Raw genomic sequence first — 16,461 nt, 5'->3', positions numbered from 1 at the left:
TGATCGCCGGAACGGACCGGGCGGGCGAATGCGTAATGGCGCCGGGGCCGGCACTATTCTGACGTTCGTCATTTGCGGTTACTGACGCCCGATAGCAGTGAATTGCAAAGATGTAGACATCGAGCCGCCGACCGCACAGGCGCGTGAGCAAATCGGCAAACTGACGCACCTCCGGACGGACTTAGATCCGTGGCGTCCGGATCGCGAACACGAAGAGATGGTCCCCTCCCGTTGCCGCCAGGATCCCGTCGCCAACCATCACACAGCCAGAGAGCGGCGTGTCGGTTCTCGTCGTCGCGGCGAGTCCGCCGCTGCGGTCCCAGACCCGCACGGTCTTGTCGCGGCCGACGGTGACGATGTGCGACCCGTCCGTCGATACGGCGACCGCTTCGACCCAGTCGGTGTGCCCGGCCAATTCGTGGCGCAGCGCGCCACTGACCGGGTCCCAGACTCGCGCGGTGTCGCCACTACCGGTGACGATGTACGACCCGTCCGCCGGTACTGCCACCGACAGCACCCAGTTGGCGTGCCCGGTCAGTTCGTGGCGCAGCGCGCCGCTGACGGGGTCCCATACCCGCGCGGTCTGGTCGCGGCTACCGGTCACGACGAAGGACCCGCCGGCCGGTACGGCGACCGCCTCGACCCAGTCGGTGTGTCCGATCAGCTCGTGGCGCAGCGCTCCGCTGACGGGGTCCCATACCCGCGCGGTCTTGTCGCGGCTACCGGTGACGACATACGACCCGTCCGACGGAACGGCGACCGACAGCGTCCAGCCAAGGTGCCCGGTCAGTTCGTGGCGCAGCGCTCCGCTGACCGGGTCCCAGATCATCGCCGTTCCATCGTTGTCGCTTGCCGTCACGATGTAGGACCCGTCTGGCGGCACAGCCACCGTGTTGACCCAGCCGTTGTGCCGGGTCAGTTCGTGGCGCAGCACGCCGCTTCGGTGCCAGACCCGCGCAGTCCTGTCGCGGCTGCCCGTGACGATGTACGACCCGTCGGCCGGGGTGGCCACTGCCTCGACGGAGTCGATGTGGCCGGCCAAGGCATTGCGCAGCACACCGCTGACCGGGTCCCATACCCGCGCCGTCTTGTCGCGGCTACCGGTGACGACGTACGACCCGTCCGCAGGCCCGGCCAAGGCTTCCACCATGTCGGTGTGGCCGGTTTGCGCATGCCGCAGGATGCCGCTGGCGGGGTCCCATACCCGCGCGGTCTCATCGCGGCTGCCAGTGACGATGCATGACCCGTCGGCCGGCACGGCGACCGCCTCCACGGCGTCGGTGTGGCCCGTCAGCGTGTGCCGCAGGACGCCGGTGGCGGGGTCCCATACCCGCGCCGTCCCGTCTCCGCTGGTCGTGACGATGAACGACCCGTCGGCCGGGACGGTCACGGCCGACACCGGGCCGGCATGCCCAGCGAGTTCGTACCGTGGTCGGCCACTTGCCGGGTCCCAGACGCGTGCTGTCCGGTCGTGGCTGGCGGTGACGATGTACGACCCGTCGGCTGGCACCGCTACCGCAGAACCGGTGTGGCCGGTCAGCGTGTGCATGAGTCCGTAGCCGGCAGGATTCCAGACTCGCGCCGTCCGGTCGTAACCGGTGGTGACGACGTACGACCCGTCCGCTGGCACGGCCACGGCTGACACCGGGCCCGTATGCCCGACCAGGTCGTGTTGCGGGATTCCCCGCGCCGGATCCCAGACCCGCGCCGTCTGGTCGTCGCTGGCAGTCACGATGTAGGACCCGTCCGCCGGGACGGCCACGGCGAGCACAGCACCGGCGTGTCCGGTCAGCCGGTGCCGGAGGGCGCCCGTGAACGGGTCCCACACCCCCGCCGTTCGGTCATTACTGGCGGTGGCGATGTAGGACCCGTCTGCCGGAACGGCCACGGCGAGCACCGGGCCGGCGTGCCCGGCCAGCCGGTGTCGGAGCATGCCGCTGACCGGGTCCCAGACCCGTGCGGTCCGGTCATCGCTGGCAGTCACGATGTAGGACCCGTCCGCCGGAACGGCCACGGCGAGCACAGCACCGGCGTGCCCGGTCAACCGGTGTCGGAGCACGCCGCTGACCGGGTCCCAGACCCGTGCGGTCCGGTCATCGCTGACGGTGACGATGAACGATCCGTCCGCAGGGAGGGCCACCGCCACAACCCGGCTGATATGGCCGGCCAGGACGAACGACAGGGCCAGATGAGGGGCGTCCGGTGGGCGTCCGCGACTGGTCAGCCGGATGGCGTCGGGCAGCGTCGCGCGGTACGCCGCGACAGGTGCAGCGACGTCGGGATTGCCGTCGAGGCGGCTGATGACGATGTCAGCGAGGCTGTGCGCCGGCTCGACCGGGCCGAGGAGATGCGCCGCCTGCCGCACTGCCCGCCGTAACGTACCGACGGTGGGGACAGTGCACGTGGCGTAGTCGGCATCGAGACTCAGCGCGCCGAGCTCGGTCTGTCGCAACTTCATCTCCGCCCACCGCAGATCCCGCAGCAGCCCGGTCAGCTCCGGCACCAACCCTGCATCGGCCAAGTGCTGGCAGAGGTACCGCTGAAAGTAGTTGCCAGTGGGAAGCAGATGCCACGGCGTCGGCCCGGTGCCCACGGGCACGAGCGCGCGGGCCGCAGCCACCAGCGCCCGGTTGCCGTCAACGATTTCAGCGGGGTACTGATGCCGCAGGAACGTACGCACCACGTCATGGACTCGGACCGTCGCGGTTGCCCTCGAGTAGCTGGCCAGCAACGACAATCCGTCCAGCCGTTCGCAGAGCCGCTGGACCGCGTATGGACCTGACACCACCGGCGACCAGAGCATCGCCAGGACGTCGGCCGGCACCGCGAGGTCCTCGGCGAATACGCCCAACCGGACGAACGCGGTCCGCTCCGGGCCACTCAAGCGGGCCATGCTCGCCCCGATGCTGGCCGCCGCGGCCCGGTTGCGGCTCTCCTCGTCGAGCAGGTTCAACGTTGATGGACCCTCCGCGACCAGCCGTGCGACCAGCCGCTCCGCTGCCTGTGGCAACGCCGCGCCCCCCGCGACCTCGTCGAACAGGTGCCGGTTCGCCATCCGCACCAGCAGCGGCCATCGACCGGTCACCCGGAGCAGTTCGCTCTCGGCCCGCAGACCCAATGGCGCCGTGCCGGTCAACCCGGTCAGCAACGCGGCCCGTGCCTGCTCCGCACTGAACTCGTCAACCCGGACCATCCGACCGCCGGCCACCCCCGCGACCACACCCGGACGGCGGGTCGTCACCAGCCGCGTGCACCGCTGTCCACCGTGCAGAAACGGTCGCAGATGCTCCGACCGCCACACGTCATCGATCACCAGCAGCACCCGCGGGCCCTGATCCAGCAAGCGCCCCAGTTCCTGACCTGCCTGCTCCAAGCTCTGCGCATCCAGCCGGCGGCCGCTCAACCGGAAGTACACGTCATTGATCTGTTCACGCAGATAGGCCTCGGTCGGCTCCTCACCGAGGGTCACCCACGCCGCCGAGCGGAACACCCGCCGCACGCGCCGATGTCCGCAGACCTGCCGCGCCAGTGTCGTCTTGCCGAACCCGCCGGCGCCGAACAGGGCCGTTCCCACCCCGACCACCCCGTGACCGACGCCGACCAGGAGAGCGGCCAGTTCCTCCTCCAGGTCGACCCGTCGGACCCGGCCGGCCTCAAGCGCGCTCACCCACACGCGACCCCGCGAACCCGACCGTGCCGCCTGCACACCGGCCACCGCAGCCGCGCCGACCGTACCCGTGATCCCAGCACTCAGCAGCCACCACCGAAACCGACCAAGGTCGAACGCGTTGGTCGTCAAACTCAACAGCGCGTCGAGAGCCGTCAGCCACAACACCGTCAGGGCCGCCCCTGCCGCAACCCACCAACGCCGCCCCACCCAACCTCCTCGCCCAACCGTCATTCACCACAATCAACACCACCCGACCCCGCCCCGCCAACAACCGAACGAACAAACCCACTCACCCACAGACCCGGGCTTGTTCTCCGCGAGCGCCGGACGTCGAAGCGTGCTCCGTACAGGCCCGTACAAGGCCGGACGTCCCCCATGAGCTGCGGCGATGGGTGGGTTGCCAGTACGGGTCCGTCCGGACTGGACGTGACCTCTTCCTGGCTGGCCTGAGGTCGTCAACGGTGAGAGGACATGTTCGCAGCGCACCGATTTTGCGAATCGGTGCTTCGAGGGGAGTTCGGAGATGCGTAGAGCCGGGCACGTGTTCCGCCGGACGGCGGTTTCGGCAGCGCTGGTCACAACGCTCGTCAGCGCAGGTGTGGTCGCGGCGGCCGAGCCCGCCATGGCCGCGGTGACTGTCTCTGGTGACGTGGTCTGCAATCAGAGCACCGGTCCCGTGGTGGGGGTCTGGATTCAGGCCGCGGGAGGATCGGGCTGGGCATCGGGGACGAGCGTCTTCAGCAAGTCGGGTGTCACGCCGCCGTGGACAGTCCATGTCGGCTGCGGCGGTTCGCCGTCGAGCTGGAAGTACACGGTCTACGGCGTGAAGAGCATCTCCTCGACCTTCGCGAACTGGGGTTGCTTTCCGTTCGGGCCGCCCTTCCAGGCACCGGGCTGCTACACGCCCGCCAGCTAGGCCGTACAGCGACGCGGCGCGCCCGCCACCGAGTGGAAACCGTTCGGGGCGGGCGTTCTGGCAGTCGAGGCTCGGACCCCGGCCCGGCGGGAAGGCATGGGCCGGTCGGGCTGCGGACTCGCGGCGAAGGTCCACCAGATCGGTGAATCGTCAGGTCCAGGACGGCCGGTCTGGGTGCGTGAGCGGCGGCCAGCGGGGTAACCCGTGGACATGTTCGATCCCTGGACCTGGCGTGACCCGGCGGCACTCGCCGGTGGCTACAGCGGCGTCGCCGACGAGGACCTCGGCGTGGACACCGCCGCACCGGTGCCTCCTCCCGACGGCCGGACCGACGTCGAACTCACCGGCTACCACGTCGAGGCGACCGACGGCCGGATCGGCACCGTCGACGAGGCGAACCACGACACCGGCGCGGCCCATCTGGTCGTGGACACCGGTCCGTGGATCTTCGGCCGGAAGGTGCTGCTTCCGGCCGGGACCGTGGACCACGTCGACCACCGTGAGCGCACCGTCCACGTCGACCGGACGCGGCAGCAGGTGAAGGACTCCCCCGCGTACGACCCGGACACCTTCACCCAGTCCGGCTACCGGGACCAGGTCGGCCGCTACTACACCGACAGCTACGCGCGGCCCGAGCCAGGTGCCGGTCCCGATCGGTAGAGCAACAAACTCAGTAGCACCCGTCTGGGCGCGCTGGGGACCATTGCGCGCATGACACAGAACGCGACGCCGGCGGCGCAGGGGTGCATCTTCTGCGCCATCGCGGCCCGGCAGGCCGAGGCCAGTGTGGTGTACGAGGACGAGACCGTCGTGGCCTTCATGGACCTCAACCCCGTCGCACCCGGCCATCTCCTCGTCGTGCCACGCGTGCACGCGGTGGGCCTCGAAGACCTCGACCGAGCCACCAGCGCGCACGTCTGGTCGGTCGGTCATGACATGGCACGGGCCTTGCGGCGCTCAACCATGCGCTGCGAGGGAATCAACGTCCTGCTCTGTGACGGCGAGGTCGCCTTCCAGACGGTCTTCCACTTCCACCTTCACGTCATCCCTCGCTACGCGGGGGACGGCTGGGCCCTCATGCACGACGCGACGGAACGCAAGCGGTCGCTCCTCGACAGCGACGCGCAGGCGATCAAGGACGCCATCGCGGCGGCGGACTGACCGGTCCCTGCCGGCGGTCTGCTCGCCCTTCCTCAGGCCAGCAGGTAGACCCGAACCTTCTGGCCGACCATCCGTCGCGATGCGCGACGTCGCCCTCCGAGCCCGGCCGGGATCGCCGCCGTCCTGACCCGCTCGGGGCGTCGGGCCGGCGGCGCCGGGTCTTGCCGCCGTGTTGCCGCGGTGTTACGGTCCACGCGTCGAACTGATTCGACAGTTCGACACCTCCGGCTCGACCCAGTGCGGCCGGACCGCGGCGATGGGAGGAGACTCGGGCAATGGCAGTGACCATCGCGGACGTGGCCCGGCACGCGGGGGTGTCGCGGAGCACGGTGTCCTACGTGCTCAGCGGCAACCGCTCCATCTCGCCCGAGACGATCGCCCGGGTCGAGGCGAGCATCGCCGAGCTGCAGTTCCGGCCGCACGCCGGGGCGCGCTCCATCCGCACCAGGCGCACCGGCGTCATCGCCATGGCGCTGCCGCTCGTGCACGGACCCCACAACCAGGTCCAGATGCCGTACGTGTGGGCGGCCCTCACCGCCGCCCAGGAGGCCGGGCTGAAGCTGCTCATGCTCACCGACGACGACGGCACGTCCGCGATCCGGGACGCCGTCGGCACCGCCCTGGTCGACGGGGTGATGCTCATGGAGGTGCAGCAGAAGGATCCGCGGGCCAAGCTCCTGCGCACGCTGCAGTGCCCCGCCGTCCTCGTCGGCACGCCGGACAACCCCTACGGCCTGCCGTACGTCGACTTCGACTTCGTCGCCTGCGGGCGCGTCGCCGCCGAGCACCTCGTCGAGCGCGGCCACACGCACGTGGGCTTCCTCGGGCAGCACCCCGAGACCTACCGCCGCGGCGCGGCCTACGCCGCCCACGCCCGCGACGGAGCCCTCGACGCGCTGCGCGAGCAGGGCGCCGCGGCGACGTGGACGCCCTGCCTGCCGAGCGCCGGCGGGGTCGTCGACGCGCTGGGCGAGCTGCTCGAACGCGACCCGGACATCACCGCGATGGTCGTCTACAACGAGTGGGCGCTGCCGCTGGTGGCCGACCGGCTCGCCGGGCTCGGCCGGCCCGACGTCGACATCGTCGCGATCTGCCCCGACGACGCCGCCGACCGGCTCACCACGCCGGTCACCGCGGTGTCCCTGCCGGTGGAGGAGCTCGCCCGCACCGCGGTGCAGCGCCTCGCCGGACTGCTCAACAACGAGGTCCAGCCCTCCGTCACGATGCTGGCCCCGCTGCTCAAGGTCCGCTGAACCGACACACCCTTCACCGCACACCCTTCCGCCATTTGTCGAATCAGTTCGACAAATCGAGAGAGGCACCCCCACATGAGAAGACTCGCGGCCGCCGTCCTCACCGCCCTCGCCCTCACCGCGTGCGGCAATGGGGCCAGCGGCACCAAGGACGGCGCCGACACCCTGACCGAGATCGACTACTACGAGGCCGCGCCGCAGAACACCCAGCTGCCGAAGCTGCTCGACGAGTGCGGCGCCCAGGCCGGCGTCAAGGTCCAGCACCAGCAGGTGCCGCGGGCTCAGTTCATGCCGAAGCTGCTGCAGCAGGCGTCCGCCCGGTCGCTGCCCGACCTCGCCCTCGTCGACAACCCCGACCTGCCGCAGCTGGCCGCGTCCGGCGGCCTGGTGCCGCTGAAGGAGCTGTCCACCGACGGGCTGTACCCCTCCATCGTGGCGGCCGGCAAGTACAAGGGCGACACCTACGGCATCGCGCCCGGCGTCAACGGCCTGGCGCTGTACTACAACCAGGACCTCTTCACCGCCGCGGGCCTCCAGCCGCCGAAGACCTGGGACGAGCTGACCGCCGCCGCGAAGGCGCTCACCAAGGGCACCCGCTACGGCATCGCCTTCTCCGCCGTCGGCACCGAGGAGGGCAGCTTCCAGTTCGAGCCGTTCTTCTGGACCGCCGGGGCGAGCCTCAGCCGGCTCGACTCCCCCGAGGCGATCAAGGCCCTGACCCTGTGGAAGGACCTCGTCGAGGCCAAGGCCGCGTCCAAATCCGTCGTCACCTGGACCCAGGCCGACATCAACGACCAGTTCATGGCCGGCAACGCCGCGATGATGGTCAACGGGCCGTGGCAGCTGCCGACGCTGAACAAGAAGAGCGACCTCAAGTTCGGCATCGTGCCGATCCCGATCCCCTCGCCCACCGCGAAGCCGGTGACCCCGCTCGGCGGCGAGATGTGGACGGTCGGGCGCAGCAACCCGCAGCGCGAAGCGAAGGCCATGTCGGTGCTCAAGTGCCTGCTGAGCCAGGACAAGAGCCTCGAGTGGTCGAAGGCGGCGGGCTACATCCCGAGCAACCAGGCCGCCGCGGCCCAGCTCGCGCAGAGCGACCCTCAGCTGTCGGCGTTCGTCGAGGAGATCGCCACCGCCCAGGCCCGCACCGCCGAGCTCGGGACCGACTACCCGAAGGCCAGCGAGGCGCTGTTCAACGCGATCCAGGCCTGCCTCGCGGGCGGGAAGTCGCCGGAAGAGGCGCTCAAGGCGGCTGCCCGAAAGTGAAGCGGCTCGCCTTCGTCGCCCCGGCGTGGCTGTACCTGATCCTGTTCTACCTCTATCCGCTCGCCACCAACGTGCGGATGGGTTTCCAGGACTACACGGTCTCGTCCTTCTACACGGGCGTCGCGCCGTTCGCCGGGCTGCGGAACTATCGCGAGGTGTTCCGTGACCCGGCGTTCGCCGGCACCGTCACGAACACGGTCCTGTTCACCGCCGCGTCGCTGGCCTTCCAGTTCGGCATCGGCCTGGCCCTGGCGGTGTTCTTCCGCCGCCGGTTCCCGCTGAACGGCGTGCTGCGCTCGCTGCTGCTGGTGCCGTGGCTGCTGCCGCTGGTGGTGTCCGGCACGGCGTGGCGGTGGATTCTGGAGACGGACTCGGGCGTGCTCAACCAGTCGCTGCTCGGCCTGCACCTCATCGACGAGCCGATCCCGTGGCTGGCCAGCACGAGCGTGGCGCTCACCGCCGTCACGCTGGTCAACGTCTGGGTCGGGATCCCGTTCAACATGGTCATCCTGTACGGCGGGCTGCAGTCGATCCCCGAGGAGCTCTACGAGGCCGCCGCACTGGACGGCGCCGGGGCGTGGCGGCGGTTCCGGCACATCACGCTCCCGCTGCTGCGGCCCGTCACGACGGTCGTGCTCACGCTCGGGCTGATCTACACGCTGAAGGTGTTCGACGTCATCATGGTGCTCACCCAGGGCGGCCCGGCCGACTCGTCGCAGACCCTGACGACCTTCTCCTACGACCTGTCGTTCCAGCAGCTCACGTTCGGGCGCGGCGCCGCCGTCGGCAACCTGCTGATCGTCGTCGCCGTGGTGTTCGCGATCGGCTACCTGCGCGCGGAACGGCGCTCGTCGTGAGGCGCGCGGCCAACACCACGATCGGCGTGATCGTCCTCGCCGTGATGCTGTTCCCGCTGTACTGGATGGTCAACGCCTCCCTGCTGCCGTCCACGGAGCTCATCAAACCCTCGCCGGTCTGGCTGCCGATCCACGGCACCCTGGACGGCTACCGCAACGCCCTGTCCAGCCAGGGAAGGCACCTGCTGACCAGCGTGTACGTCGCGCTCGGCACGGTCGGCGTCACGCTCGCCGTCGCCGTGCCGGCCGCGTTCGGCCTGGCCCACCTCGGCGCCCCGCTGCGCCGCACGCTGCTGTTCGGCCTGCTGGTGGCGCAGATGATCCCGGGCATCGTCATGGCCAACGCGTTCTACGCCGCCGCCAACCAGCTGTACCTGCTCGACACCCCGCTCGCGCTGATCCTCGCCGACTCGACGCTGTGCGTGCCGTTCGCCGTGCTCATCGTGCACACGTTCATGCGCGGAATCCCGGCCCAGATCCGCGAGGCGGCCCAGCTCGACGGCGCCTCGGCGCTGCGCACGCTGTGGTCGGTGATCCTGCCGGTGAGCCGCAACGCGGTCATCACCGCCGGGCTGTTCTCGTTCCTGTTCGCCTGGGCGGACTTCCTCTTCGCGGTCACGCTGACCACCCGCGACGAGGCCGCCCCCATCACCGTCGGCATCTACCGCTTCATCGGCGCGCACATCAGCGACTGGAACAGCGTGATGGCCACCGGGGTCATCGCCTCGCTGCCGGTCGCCGCGCTGCTCGTCGTCGCACAACGCTACGTCGCGGCCGGCATCACCAGCGGCAGCGTCAAGGATTAGGAGAGCAATGACCACTGCGCTGACCTGGCGGCACGGCCACGACGTGCTGGTCGCCGAGCCGTGGGGAGCCGACAGCGTGCGGGTCCGCGCGGGCCGGCACCGCATCGCCGACGACCGGCCCGGCGCCCTGCTCGACCGGCCCGCCGACCCGGGCGCGTCCATCGTGGACGGTGTACTCGTCAACGGCCGGCTGCGGGTCGAGGTGAGCGCCGGCGGGCTGCTCACCGCCCGCCGCGCCGACACCGGCGAGGAGCTGCTGCGCGAGGCACCGGCCCACTTCTGGTGGCCGGGCCCGCGGCACTTCGAGCCGGCCGGCGGCGGGAGCCACCGCGTCGAGCAGCGCTTCGCCGCCTACGCCGGCGAGCGCTTCTACGGCCTCGGCCAGCACGGGCACGGCCGCTTCGACCAGAAGGGCATGGTGCTCGAGCTGCAGCAGCGCAACGGCGAGGTGAGCATCCCGTTCACGGTGTCCAGCCGCGGCTACGGGCTGCTGTGGAACACCCCGGCCGTCGGGCGCGTGGAGCTGGCCGTCAACGGCACCCGCTGGGTCGCCGACCGGGCGCCGCAGATCGACTACTGGCTCACCGTCGGCGAGCCCGCCGAGATCCTGCGCCGCTACGCCGAGGTGACCGGGCCCGCGCCCGAGCTGCCGGCGTGGGCGTCCGGCTTCTGGCAGAGCAAGCTCCGGTACCGCGGACAGGCGGAACTGCTCGAGGTCGCCCGGGAGTACCGTCGCCGCGGCCTGCCGCTGTCGGTCATCGTCGCGGACTACCTGCACTGGCGCCACCTCGGCGACTGGGACTGGGACGGCGAGGACTGGCCCGACGGGCCCGCGATGGTCCAGGAGCTGCGCGGGCTAGGCGTCGAGCTGGCGGTGTCGGTGTGGCCGTCGGTCAGCCCGCTGTCGGCGAACCACGCGGCGATGCGCGACGCCGGGCTGCTGGTGGCGACCGACAGCGGCAGCGGCGTACACGCGGAATGGCCCGACGGCGAGACCGACGCGCCGATCGGGGTCTCGTTCTACGACGCCACGGACCCGCGGGCGCGGGAGTTCCTCTGGGCGCGGGTGCACGAGTCGTACGGCAAGGACGGCGTCCGCGCGTTCTGGCTCGACGCCTGCGAGCCCGAGATGCGCCCCGGCCACTTCCACAACCTGAGCCTGGCCGCCGGGCCGGGCGCCGAGGTCGCCAACCTGTATCCGCGCGAGCATGCCCGCGGCGCGTTCGAATACCTCGGCCAGCAGGGCGAGACCGAGGTGCTGTCGCTGGTCCGCTCGGCCTGGGCCGGTTCACAGCGCTACGGCGCGGCCCTGTGGTCCGGCGACATCCCGGCGACGTTCCCGGCGCTGCGGGCGTCGGTGCGGGCCGGGCTGAACGTCGCGATGAGCGGCATCCCGTGGTGGACGACCGACATCGGGGGCTTCCACGGCGGCGACCCCGACGACCCGGAGTACCGGGAGCTGCTCGTGCGCTGGTTCCAGTTCGGCGCGTTCTGCCCGCTGTTCCGCCTGCACGGCCACCGCGAGCCCCGCACCGACCGGGCCGGCGTCGGGGTCGGCGGCGGCCCGAACGAGGTGTGGTCGTACGGCGACGAGGCCTACGCCATCCTCGCCGCCTTCCTGCGGCTGCGCGAACGGCTGCGCCCGTACCTGCACGAGCAGCTGCGCTCCGGCCTGCCGCTGCTGCGCCCGCTGCTCGTCGAGTTCCCGTCCGACGCCGCCGCCTGGGACGTCGACGACGCCTTCCTGTTCGGCCGCGACCTGCTCGTCGCGCCCGTCCTGTACCCCGGCGCGCGCGACCGCGAGGTGTACCTCCCGGCCGGCGCCCGCTGGACGCACACCGACACCGGCACCACGTTCCCGGGCGGGAGGACCGTCACCGTCGACGCTCCCCTGGCCCGGATCCCCTTGTTCCTGCGAGACGACGCCCGTCTCCCCGTCAATCAGGAGGATTGATGTCCCGCGCCGCTCCGCCAAGCCGCATCATCGCCGTCCTGCTCCTCGGCATCTGCTCGATCGCGGTGCCGCTCCTGGCCACGCCGTCGGCCGAGGCCGCCGACACCACCGTCGACGTCGACTTCTCCGCGGTCGGCAAGACACCCACCTTCGCCGGATCCGGGTTCCTGTACGGCCTCAACCAGGACGGCTCCGGGCCCGCCGACTCCCTGCTGCAGCCCCTGCATCCCACGCTGTTCCGCGGCGGCGGGGCGCGCATCGCCGGGCACGGCTGGATCGGCGACGGGTACACCGCCGGGTCCGGCTACCAGGTGCGCCTCAACTCCGCCGTCGGGCAGGCCCGGCGGGTCACCGCCGCGCCCTACAACGCCACCTATCACCTGCTCGTCTCCGACATCTGGGGCGCCGACACCGAGCAGCCGTCCAACACCGTGTACCCGTGCGACAACGGCGACTGCACCAACTGGCGCGCGTTCGTCAACCGGCTCGCCACGGACGTGAAGGCGTCGGGTGCGCGGGTGCGGTACGACATCTGGAACGAGCCCGACGGCACCGGCTTCTGGCCGCGCGGGGTCAACAGCGCGCAGTACTTCCAGATGTGGAACACCGCGGTGACGCAGATCCGCCAGGTCGACCCATCGGCCGTCATCGTCGGCCCGTCGTACTCCGGCTACAACCACGCCTGGCTCGACGCCTGGGTCGCGCGGACCAAGGCCGACGGCACCCTGCCGAACGTCCTCAACTGGCACTTCGGCAACGATCCCCTGGCCGACTCGGCCGACGCGGCGGCGATCCTGTCCGCGCGCGGGGTGGCGGCGCTGCCGCTCACCATCGACGAGTACCTCTTCTCCGGGCAGCAGCAGCCGGGGTACCTCGCCTGGTTCCTGTCCCGCCTGGCCGCGTCCAACGTCTCCGCGGCGGCGCACGCGATCTGGTCGGACTGCTGCGTCGCCGGCACGCTCGACTCGGTGCTGTGGAACGGGCAGCCCACGGGGCAGTGGTGGACGTACCGCGCCTACGCCCAGATGACCGGGAACCTCGTCGCGGCGACCGGCTCGGGCCCGATCGGCGTCGCCGCGAGCATCGACCGCAACGCCGGCCGCGCGGTCGCGTTGCTGGGCAACCAGACGGGCCAGACCGGCACCACCACGGTGGCGGTGCGCGGCGTGCCGTCGTGGCTCGTCACCAACGGCCGCGCCCGCGTCACCGTGGCCCGCATCGCCAACCAGTCCCCGCTGACCGGCCCGGCGGTCGTCTCCAGCGTCGACGTCACGGTCACGGGCGGCACGCTGAACGTGGCGGTGCCGATGACGTCGGGCTCGGACGCGTACACCGTCACGCTCGGCACCCCGCTCGACGGCGGCACCACGGGCGGCCCGCTCATCGTCGACGCCAACAGCCCCGACTTCTCCTACGGCGCGAACTGGGGCGTCACGACGGGGGTGCCGGACATGTTCAACGGCACCGCGAACTGGAGCCACGTCGCCGGCGCCACGGCCACGTTCCGCTTCACCGGCACCCAGGTCGCGCTGCGCGCCGTCCGCGACGTCGACCAGGGCCGCATGACGGTCGCGGTCGACGGGGGCAACCCGGTCACGGTCGACAACTACGCCGCCACGCGCAACGCCTCGGGCGTGGTGTGGACCAGCGCCGTCCTGGCGTCCGGCCCGCACACGCTGACGATCGTCAACACCGGCCAGCGCAACCCGTCGAGCACCGGCACCAACATCGCCCTCGACCGCGCCGACGTGACCCAGGCGGCCACCGCGAGCACCTACGACGGCACCGACGCCCGCTTCGCCTACGGCTCCGGCTGGGGCCTGACCACCGGCGTGCCGGACATGTTCAACGGCACCGCGAACTGGAGCTTCACGGCCGGCTCGACGGCGACGTTCACCTTCACCGGCACGCGGGTCGCCCTGCACGCCGTCCGCGACGCCGACCAGCAGATCATGGCCCTGTCGCTCGACGGCGGCGCGGAGACCCTGGTCGACAACTACGCCGCGGCGCGCAACGCCTCGGGCGTGGCGTGGACGAGCCCGGCGCTCGCGGCCGGTTCGCACACCCTGCGGATCCGGCTGACCGGCACGAAGAACGCGGCCAGCAGCGGATGGAACGTGGCGATCGACAGCGCCGACGTCACGCCGTAGCCGTCCCTCCCCGGTCCCGGCCGTGCGGCGTCACGGCCGGGACCGCACCGAGACGCGCCGAGATGTCCGCGGCGGGGGGATCAGGTCGTGGTGCTTTCGGCGCCGGTCAGCCATTCGGCGAGGACGGCGGCCTGGCTGTGGTCGACGTCGTGGGTGGCGGTCAGCAGCGTCACCTTGTCGTGGGTGGCGACGTCCCGGAGATGGTCAGCGGCCTGCCGGCGCTCGGGCTCGCGCAGTTCGGTGAGGTAGCGGCGGCGGAACTCGTCGAAGCGGCTGGGCTTGTGGCCGTACCAGCGGCGCAGCTCGGTGGACGGGGCGACGTCACGCAGCCACTCGTCGAGATGCGCGTCCGCCTTGCGCATCCCCCGCGGCCAGACGCGATCGACCAGCACCCGCCTGCCGTCGCCGGGCGAGGACTCCTCGTAGATCCTGCGGTACGTGATGTCCTTGGTCATGACGGTCCTCCCCCACTGAGCGCACTCGTTTGAGCCGGTGGACGCCGTCTTCCATCATGCGCCTTCGCGATGGAGAACCAGGCCGCGGTGGCGCGGGAGGCGGCGGATGTGTCGGGGGCCGTGGACCTGGGTAGGGCAGCACATTCACGGGCAGCCGCGCGGGCAGCACTCGCGCGGCGGCGCCAGATCGTTGCTGCCGTCAACGAGGTACCTCAGGAGGAGGATCATGAAGAAGTCCTTTGATGTCGTCGTGATCGGAACTGGGGAAGCCGGCTCAACGGTGGCCACGCGATGCGAGGCGGCCGGCCGGAACGTGGCGATCGTCGACTCCCGGCCCTACGGCGGCACCTGCGGGTTGCGCGGCTGTGACCCCAAGAAGGTGCTGGTGGGAGCGGCCGAGATCATCGACCGGAGAAGTCGCATGCAGGGCCGCGGCGTCACCGGGGATCTGCGCATCGACTGGCCGGAGCTCATCCGGTTCAAGGCCACGTTCACGGACCCGTTTCCCCGGCAGCAGGAGGAGATGCTCGTCAAGGAGGGGGTGGAGACGTTCCACGGGCGGGCACGCTTCGTCGGTGAGCGTTCGATCGAGGTCGGCCAGGACGTGCTCGACGCCGCGAACCTGGTCGTGGCGACCGGCGCGTGGCCGAGAAAGCTGGGTATCCCGGGCGAGGAGCACCTCACCCGCAGCGACCAGTTCCTCGACCTGCGGGAGCTGCCCCGGCGGATCGTGTTCGTCGGAGGTGGATACATCGCGTTCGAGTTCGGCCACATCGCGGCCAGGGCCGGTGCGACGGTCACCATCCTGCAGCGGGGGGACCGGCCCCTCACAAACTTCGACCAGGACCTCGTGGCGCGGCTCCTGGTGCGCACCCACGACGCGGGCATCGACGTCCGCACCGGCGCCCAGGTCACGGGGGTCGAGGGAACACCGGGAAACTTCAGGGTCACGGCCGCGACCGATTCGGGATCCGAGGTGTTCGAGGCGGACCTGGTCGTCCACGCGGCCGGTCGCGCCCCTGAGATCGACGACCTCGACCTGTCCGCCGCCGGCGTCGAGTCCGACCGCCACGGGGTCCGGGTCGACGACTACCTGCGGAGTGTGTCGAACCCGGCGGTGTACGCGGCGGGAGACGCGGCCAACAGCGGCGGCCTTCCCGAGACGCCGTTCGCTCAGTACGAGGGCGGCCTCGTCGCCGAGAACCTCCTGAACGGCGACCAGCACACGACGGACTACCGCGGCCGGGCGAGTGTGGTCTACTCGATCCCCGCACTGGGCGCGGTGGGCATGACCGAGCAGGAGGCGCGGGCCGAGGGCCTGAGCTTCGACGTGAAGCAGGCGGACACCTCGAGCTGGTACTCGGCGCGACGGGTCGCCGAGCCGGCATCGATGTACAAGGTCCTGATCGAGAAGGGCACCGGCAGGATTCTCGGAGCGCACCTGTTGGGCCCCGAGGCCGACGAGTTCTCGAACCTCTTCGCGCTCGCCATCCGGGCGGACATCCGCGCCGACGCACTGCGGCAGGCGCTGTTCGTCTACCCGACCCAGGCCTCCAACATGGCCTGGATGGTGTAGCGCCGGCCCCTACGCGGAACGGGCCGGCGGCGAACGGGTTCACGACCCGGTGGTTGGCTGGGTCGTGGACCGGGTCGCGCCGGTGGGACGGGATGTGTGACCGGTCAGCCGGAAGGCCCGGCCGTGGTGGGCCGGCTCGATCGGTTCGTCGCCCTCCAGCGCAGCCCGACATGGCCGTTCGACAGCGCGAACACCGACTCCGACTGCGCCAGCACCCCGAGGTCAAGACCGGTTTCGCGGATGTCCCACGGCTCGGGCGGAAACGCCGGATGGCTGATCATCGCTCGTCCCCGATTCGGGTCGGTCGCGCCCGTCGAGATCGAACAGGCAGGCGCGGACGCCTGCGGGCAGGCTCAGCACCCTTCTGACGCTACCCGGGACGATCCGGCGGTACCCA

Annotated in this window: 13 protein-coding genes; 10 read left to right on the top strand and 3 right to left on the bottom strand. The window is 71.0% G+C overall.

What is annotated here, in order from left to right:
• Positions 1-181 precede the first annotated feature (181 nt).
• Positions 182-3,877 (bottom strand): NB-ARC domain-containing protein, encoded by a 3,696-nt coding sequence (locus tag AB0J72_RS24020; RefSeq protein ID WP_363402185.1) that lies wholly within the window; start codon positions 3,875-3,877, stop codon positions 182-184.
• Positions 3,878-4,211: 334 nt separating this feature from the next.
• Here AB0J72_RS24020 and AB0J72_RS24015 point away from each other — a divergent pair, with 334 nt between their 5' ends.
• The 9 genes from AB0J72_RS24015 to AB0J72_RS23975 all read left to right on the top strand — a co-directional run bounded on the left by AB0J72_RS24015 (position 4,212) and on the right by AB0J72_RS23975 (position 14,033).
• Positions 4,212-4,586, top strand: coding sequence for a hypothetical protein (locus tag AB0J72_RS24015; protein WP_363402183.1), 375 nt, complete (start codon positions 4,212-4,214; stop codon positions 4,584-4,586).
• A gap of 210 nt (positions 4,587-4,796) precedes the next feature.
• On the top strand, positions 4,797-5,246 hold the full coding sequence (locus tag AB0J72_RS24010; protein ID WP_363402181.1) for a PRC-barrel domain containing protein: 450 nt from the start codon (positions 4,797-4,799) through the stop codon (positions 5,244-5,246).
• A 51-nt stretch (positions 5,247-5,297) separates the two neighbouring features.
• Positions 5,298-5,747 (top strand): HIT family protein, encoded by a 450-nt coding sequence (locus AB0J72_RS24005; protein WP_363402179.1) that lies wholly within the window; start codon positions 5,298-5,300, stop codon positions 5,745-5,747.
• 275 nt (positions 5,748-6,022) lie between these two features.
• Entirely contained in the window at positions 6,023-7,000 is a 978-nt protein-coding gene (locus AB0J72_RS24000) for a LacI family DNA-binding transcriptional regulator (RefSeq protein ID WP_363402177.1), read from the top strand.
• Between the two features lie 75 nt (positions 7,001-7,075).
• Complete coding sequence (locus AB0J72_RS23995; protein ID WP_363402175.1) at positions 7,076-8,266, top strand: sugar ABC transporter substrate-binding protein; 1,191 nt, start codon at positions 7,076-7,078, stop codon at positions 8,264-8,266.
• Positions 8,263-9,123, top strand: a complete 861-nt coding sequence (locus tag AB0J72_RS23990) for a sugar ABC transporter permease (RefSeq protein WP_363402173.1) — start codon at positions 8,263-8,265, stop codon at positions 9,121-9,123. The genes AB0J72_RS23995 and AB0J72_RS23990 overlap by 4 nt, the downstream gene beginning before the upstream one ends.
• The gene (locus AB0J72_RS23985) at positions 9,120-9,929 is read left to right on the top strand and encodes a carbohydrate ABC transporter permease (protein WP_363402171.1); all 810 of its coding nucleotides are present in this window, start codon (positions 9,120-9,122) and stop codon (positions 9,927-9,929) included. Before AB0J72_RS23990 ends, AB0J72_RS23985 begins: the two co-directional genes overlap by 4 nt.
• Positions 9,930-9,936: 7 nt before the next feature.
• A complete protein-coding gene (locus tag AB0J72_RS23980; RefSeq protein WP_363402169.1) occupies positions 9,937-11,883 on the top strand; it encodes a TIM-barrel domain-containing protein in 1,947 nt (648 codons plus the stop codon).
• A complete protein-coding gene (locus tag AB0J72_RS23975; RefSeq protein ID WP_363402167.1) occupies positions 11,883-14,033 on the top strand; it encodes a hypothetical protein in 2,151 nt (716 codons plus the stop codon). Before AB0J72_RS23980 ends, AB0J72_RS23975 begins: the two co-directional genes overlap by 1 nt.
• 80 nt (positions 14,034-14,113) lie before the next feature.
• On the opposite strand, the gene AB0J72_RS23970 is transcribed toward AB0J72_RS23975, so the two are convergent.
• Positions 14,114-14,488, bottom strand: coding sequence for a DUF488 family protein (locus tag AB0J72_RS23970; protein ID WP_363402165.1), 375 nt, complete (start codon positions 14,486-14,488; stop codon positions 14,114-14,116).
• Positions 14,489-14,714: 226 nt separating this feature from the next.
• Between AB0J72_RS23970 and AB0J72_RS23965 the strand changes: the two genes are divergently transcribed.
• Complete coding sequence (locus AB0J72_RS23965; RefSeq protein WP_363402163.1) at positions 14,715-16,064, top strand: NAD(P)/FAD-dependent oxidoreductase; 1,350 nt, start codon at positions 14,715-14,717, stop codon at positions 16,062-16,064.
• A gap of 104 nt (positions 16,065-16,168) precedes the next feature.
• Here AB0J72_RS23965 and AB0J72_RS23960 read toward each other — a convergent pair whose 3' ends face one another.
• Entirely contained in the window at positions 16,169-16,345 is a 177-nt protein-coding gene (locus AB0J72_RS23960) for a hypothetical protein (RefSeq protein ID WP_363402217.1), read from the bottom strand.
• Positions 16,346-16,461 lie beyond the last annotated feature (116 nt).

Origin of the sequence: Dactylosporangium sp. NPDC049742 (assembly GCF_040674675.1) — a bacterium.
Taxonomy (GTDB): Bacteria; Actinomycetota; Actinomycetes; order Mycobacteriales; family Micromonosporaceae; genus Dactylosporangium; species Dactylosporangium maewongense.
Note: the sequence above shows the minus strand (reverse complement) of the source record. Positions and strands in the feature narration are given on the sequence as shown.

Bases quoted from the DNA above. Each gene is read 5' to 3' on its own strand.
- AB0J72_RS24010 (WP_363402181.1), top strand. From the start codon at position 4,797: ATGTTCGATCCCTGGACCTGGCGTGACCCGGCGGCACTCGCCGGTGGC.
- AB0J72_RS24005 (WP_363402179.1), top strand. From the start codon at position 5,298: ATGACACAGAACGCGACGCCGGCGGCGCAGGGGTGCATCTTCTGCGCC.
- AB0J72_RS24000 (WP_363402177.1), top strand. From the start codon at position 6,023: ATGGCAGTGACCATCGCGGACGTGGCCCGGCACGCGGGGGTGTCGCGG.
- AB0J72_RS23995 (WP_363402175.1), top strand. From the start codon at position 7,076: ATGAGAAGACTCGCGGCCGCCGTCCTCACCGCCCTCGCCCTCACCGCG.
- AB0J72_RS23980 (WP_363402169.1), top strand. From the start codon at position 9,937: ATGACCACTGCGCTGACCTGGCGGCACGGCCACGACGTGCTGGTCGCC.
- AB0J72_RS23975 (WP_363402167.1), top strand. From the start codon at position 11,883: ATGTCCCGCGCCGCTCCGCCAAGCCGCATCATCGCCGTCCTGCTCCTC.
- AB0J72_RS23970 (WP_363402165.1), bottom strand. From the start codon at position 14,488: ATGACCAAGGACATCACGTACCGCAGGATCTACGAGGAGTCCTCGCCC.
- AB0J72_RS23965 (WP_363402163.1), top strand. From the start codon at position 14,715: ATGAAGAAGTCCTTTGATGTCGTCGTGATCGGAACTGGGGAAGCCGGC.
- AB0J72_RS23960 (WP_363402217.1), bottom strand. From the start codon at position 16,345: ATGATCAGCCATCCGGCGTTTCCGCCCGAGCCGTGGGACATCCGCGAA.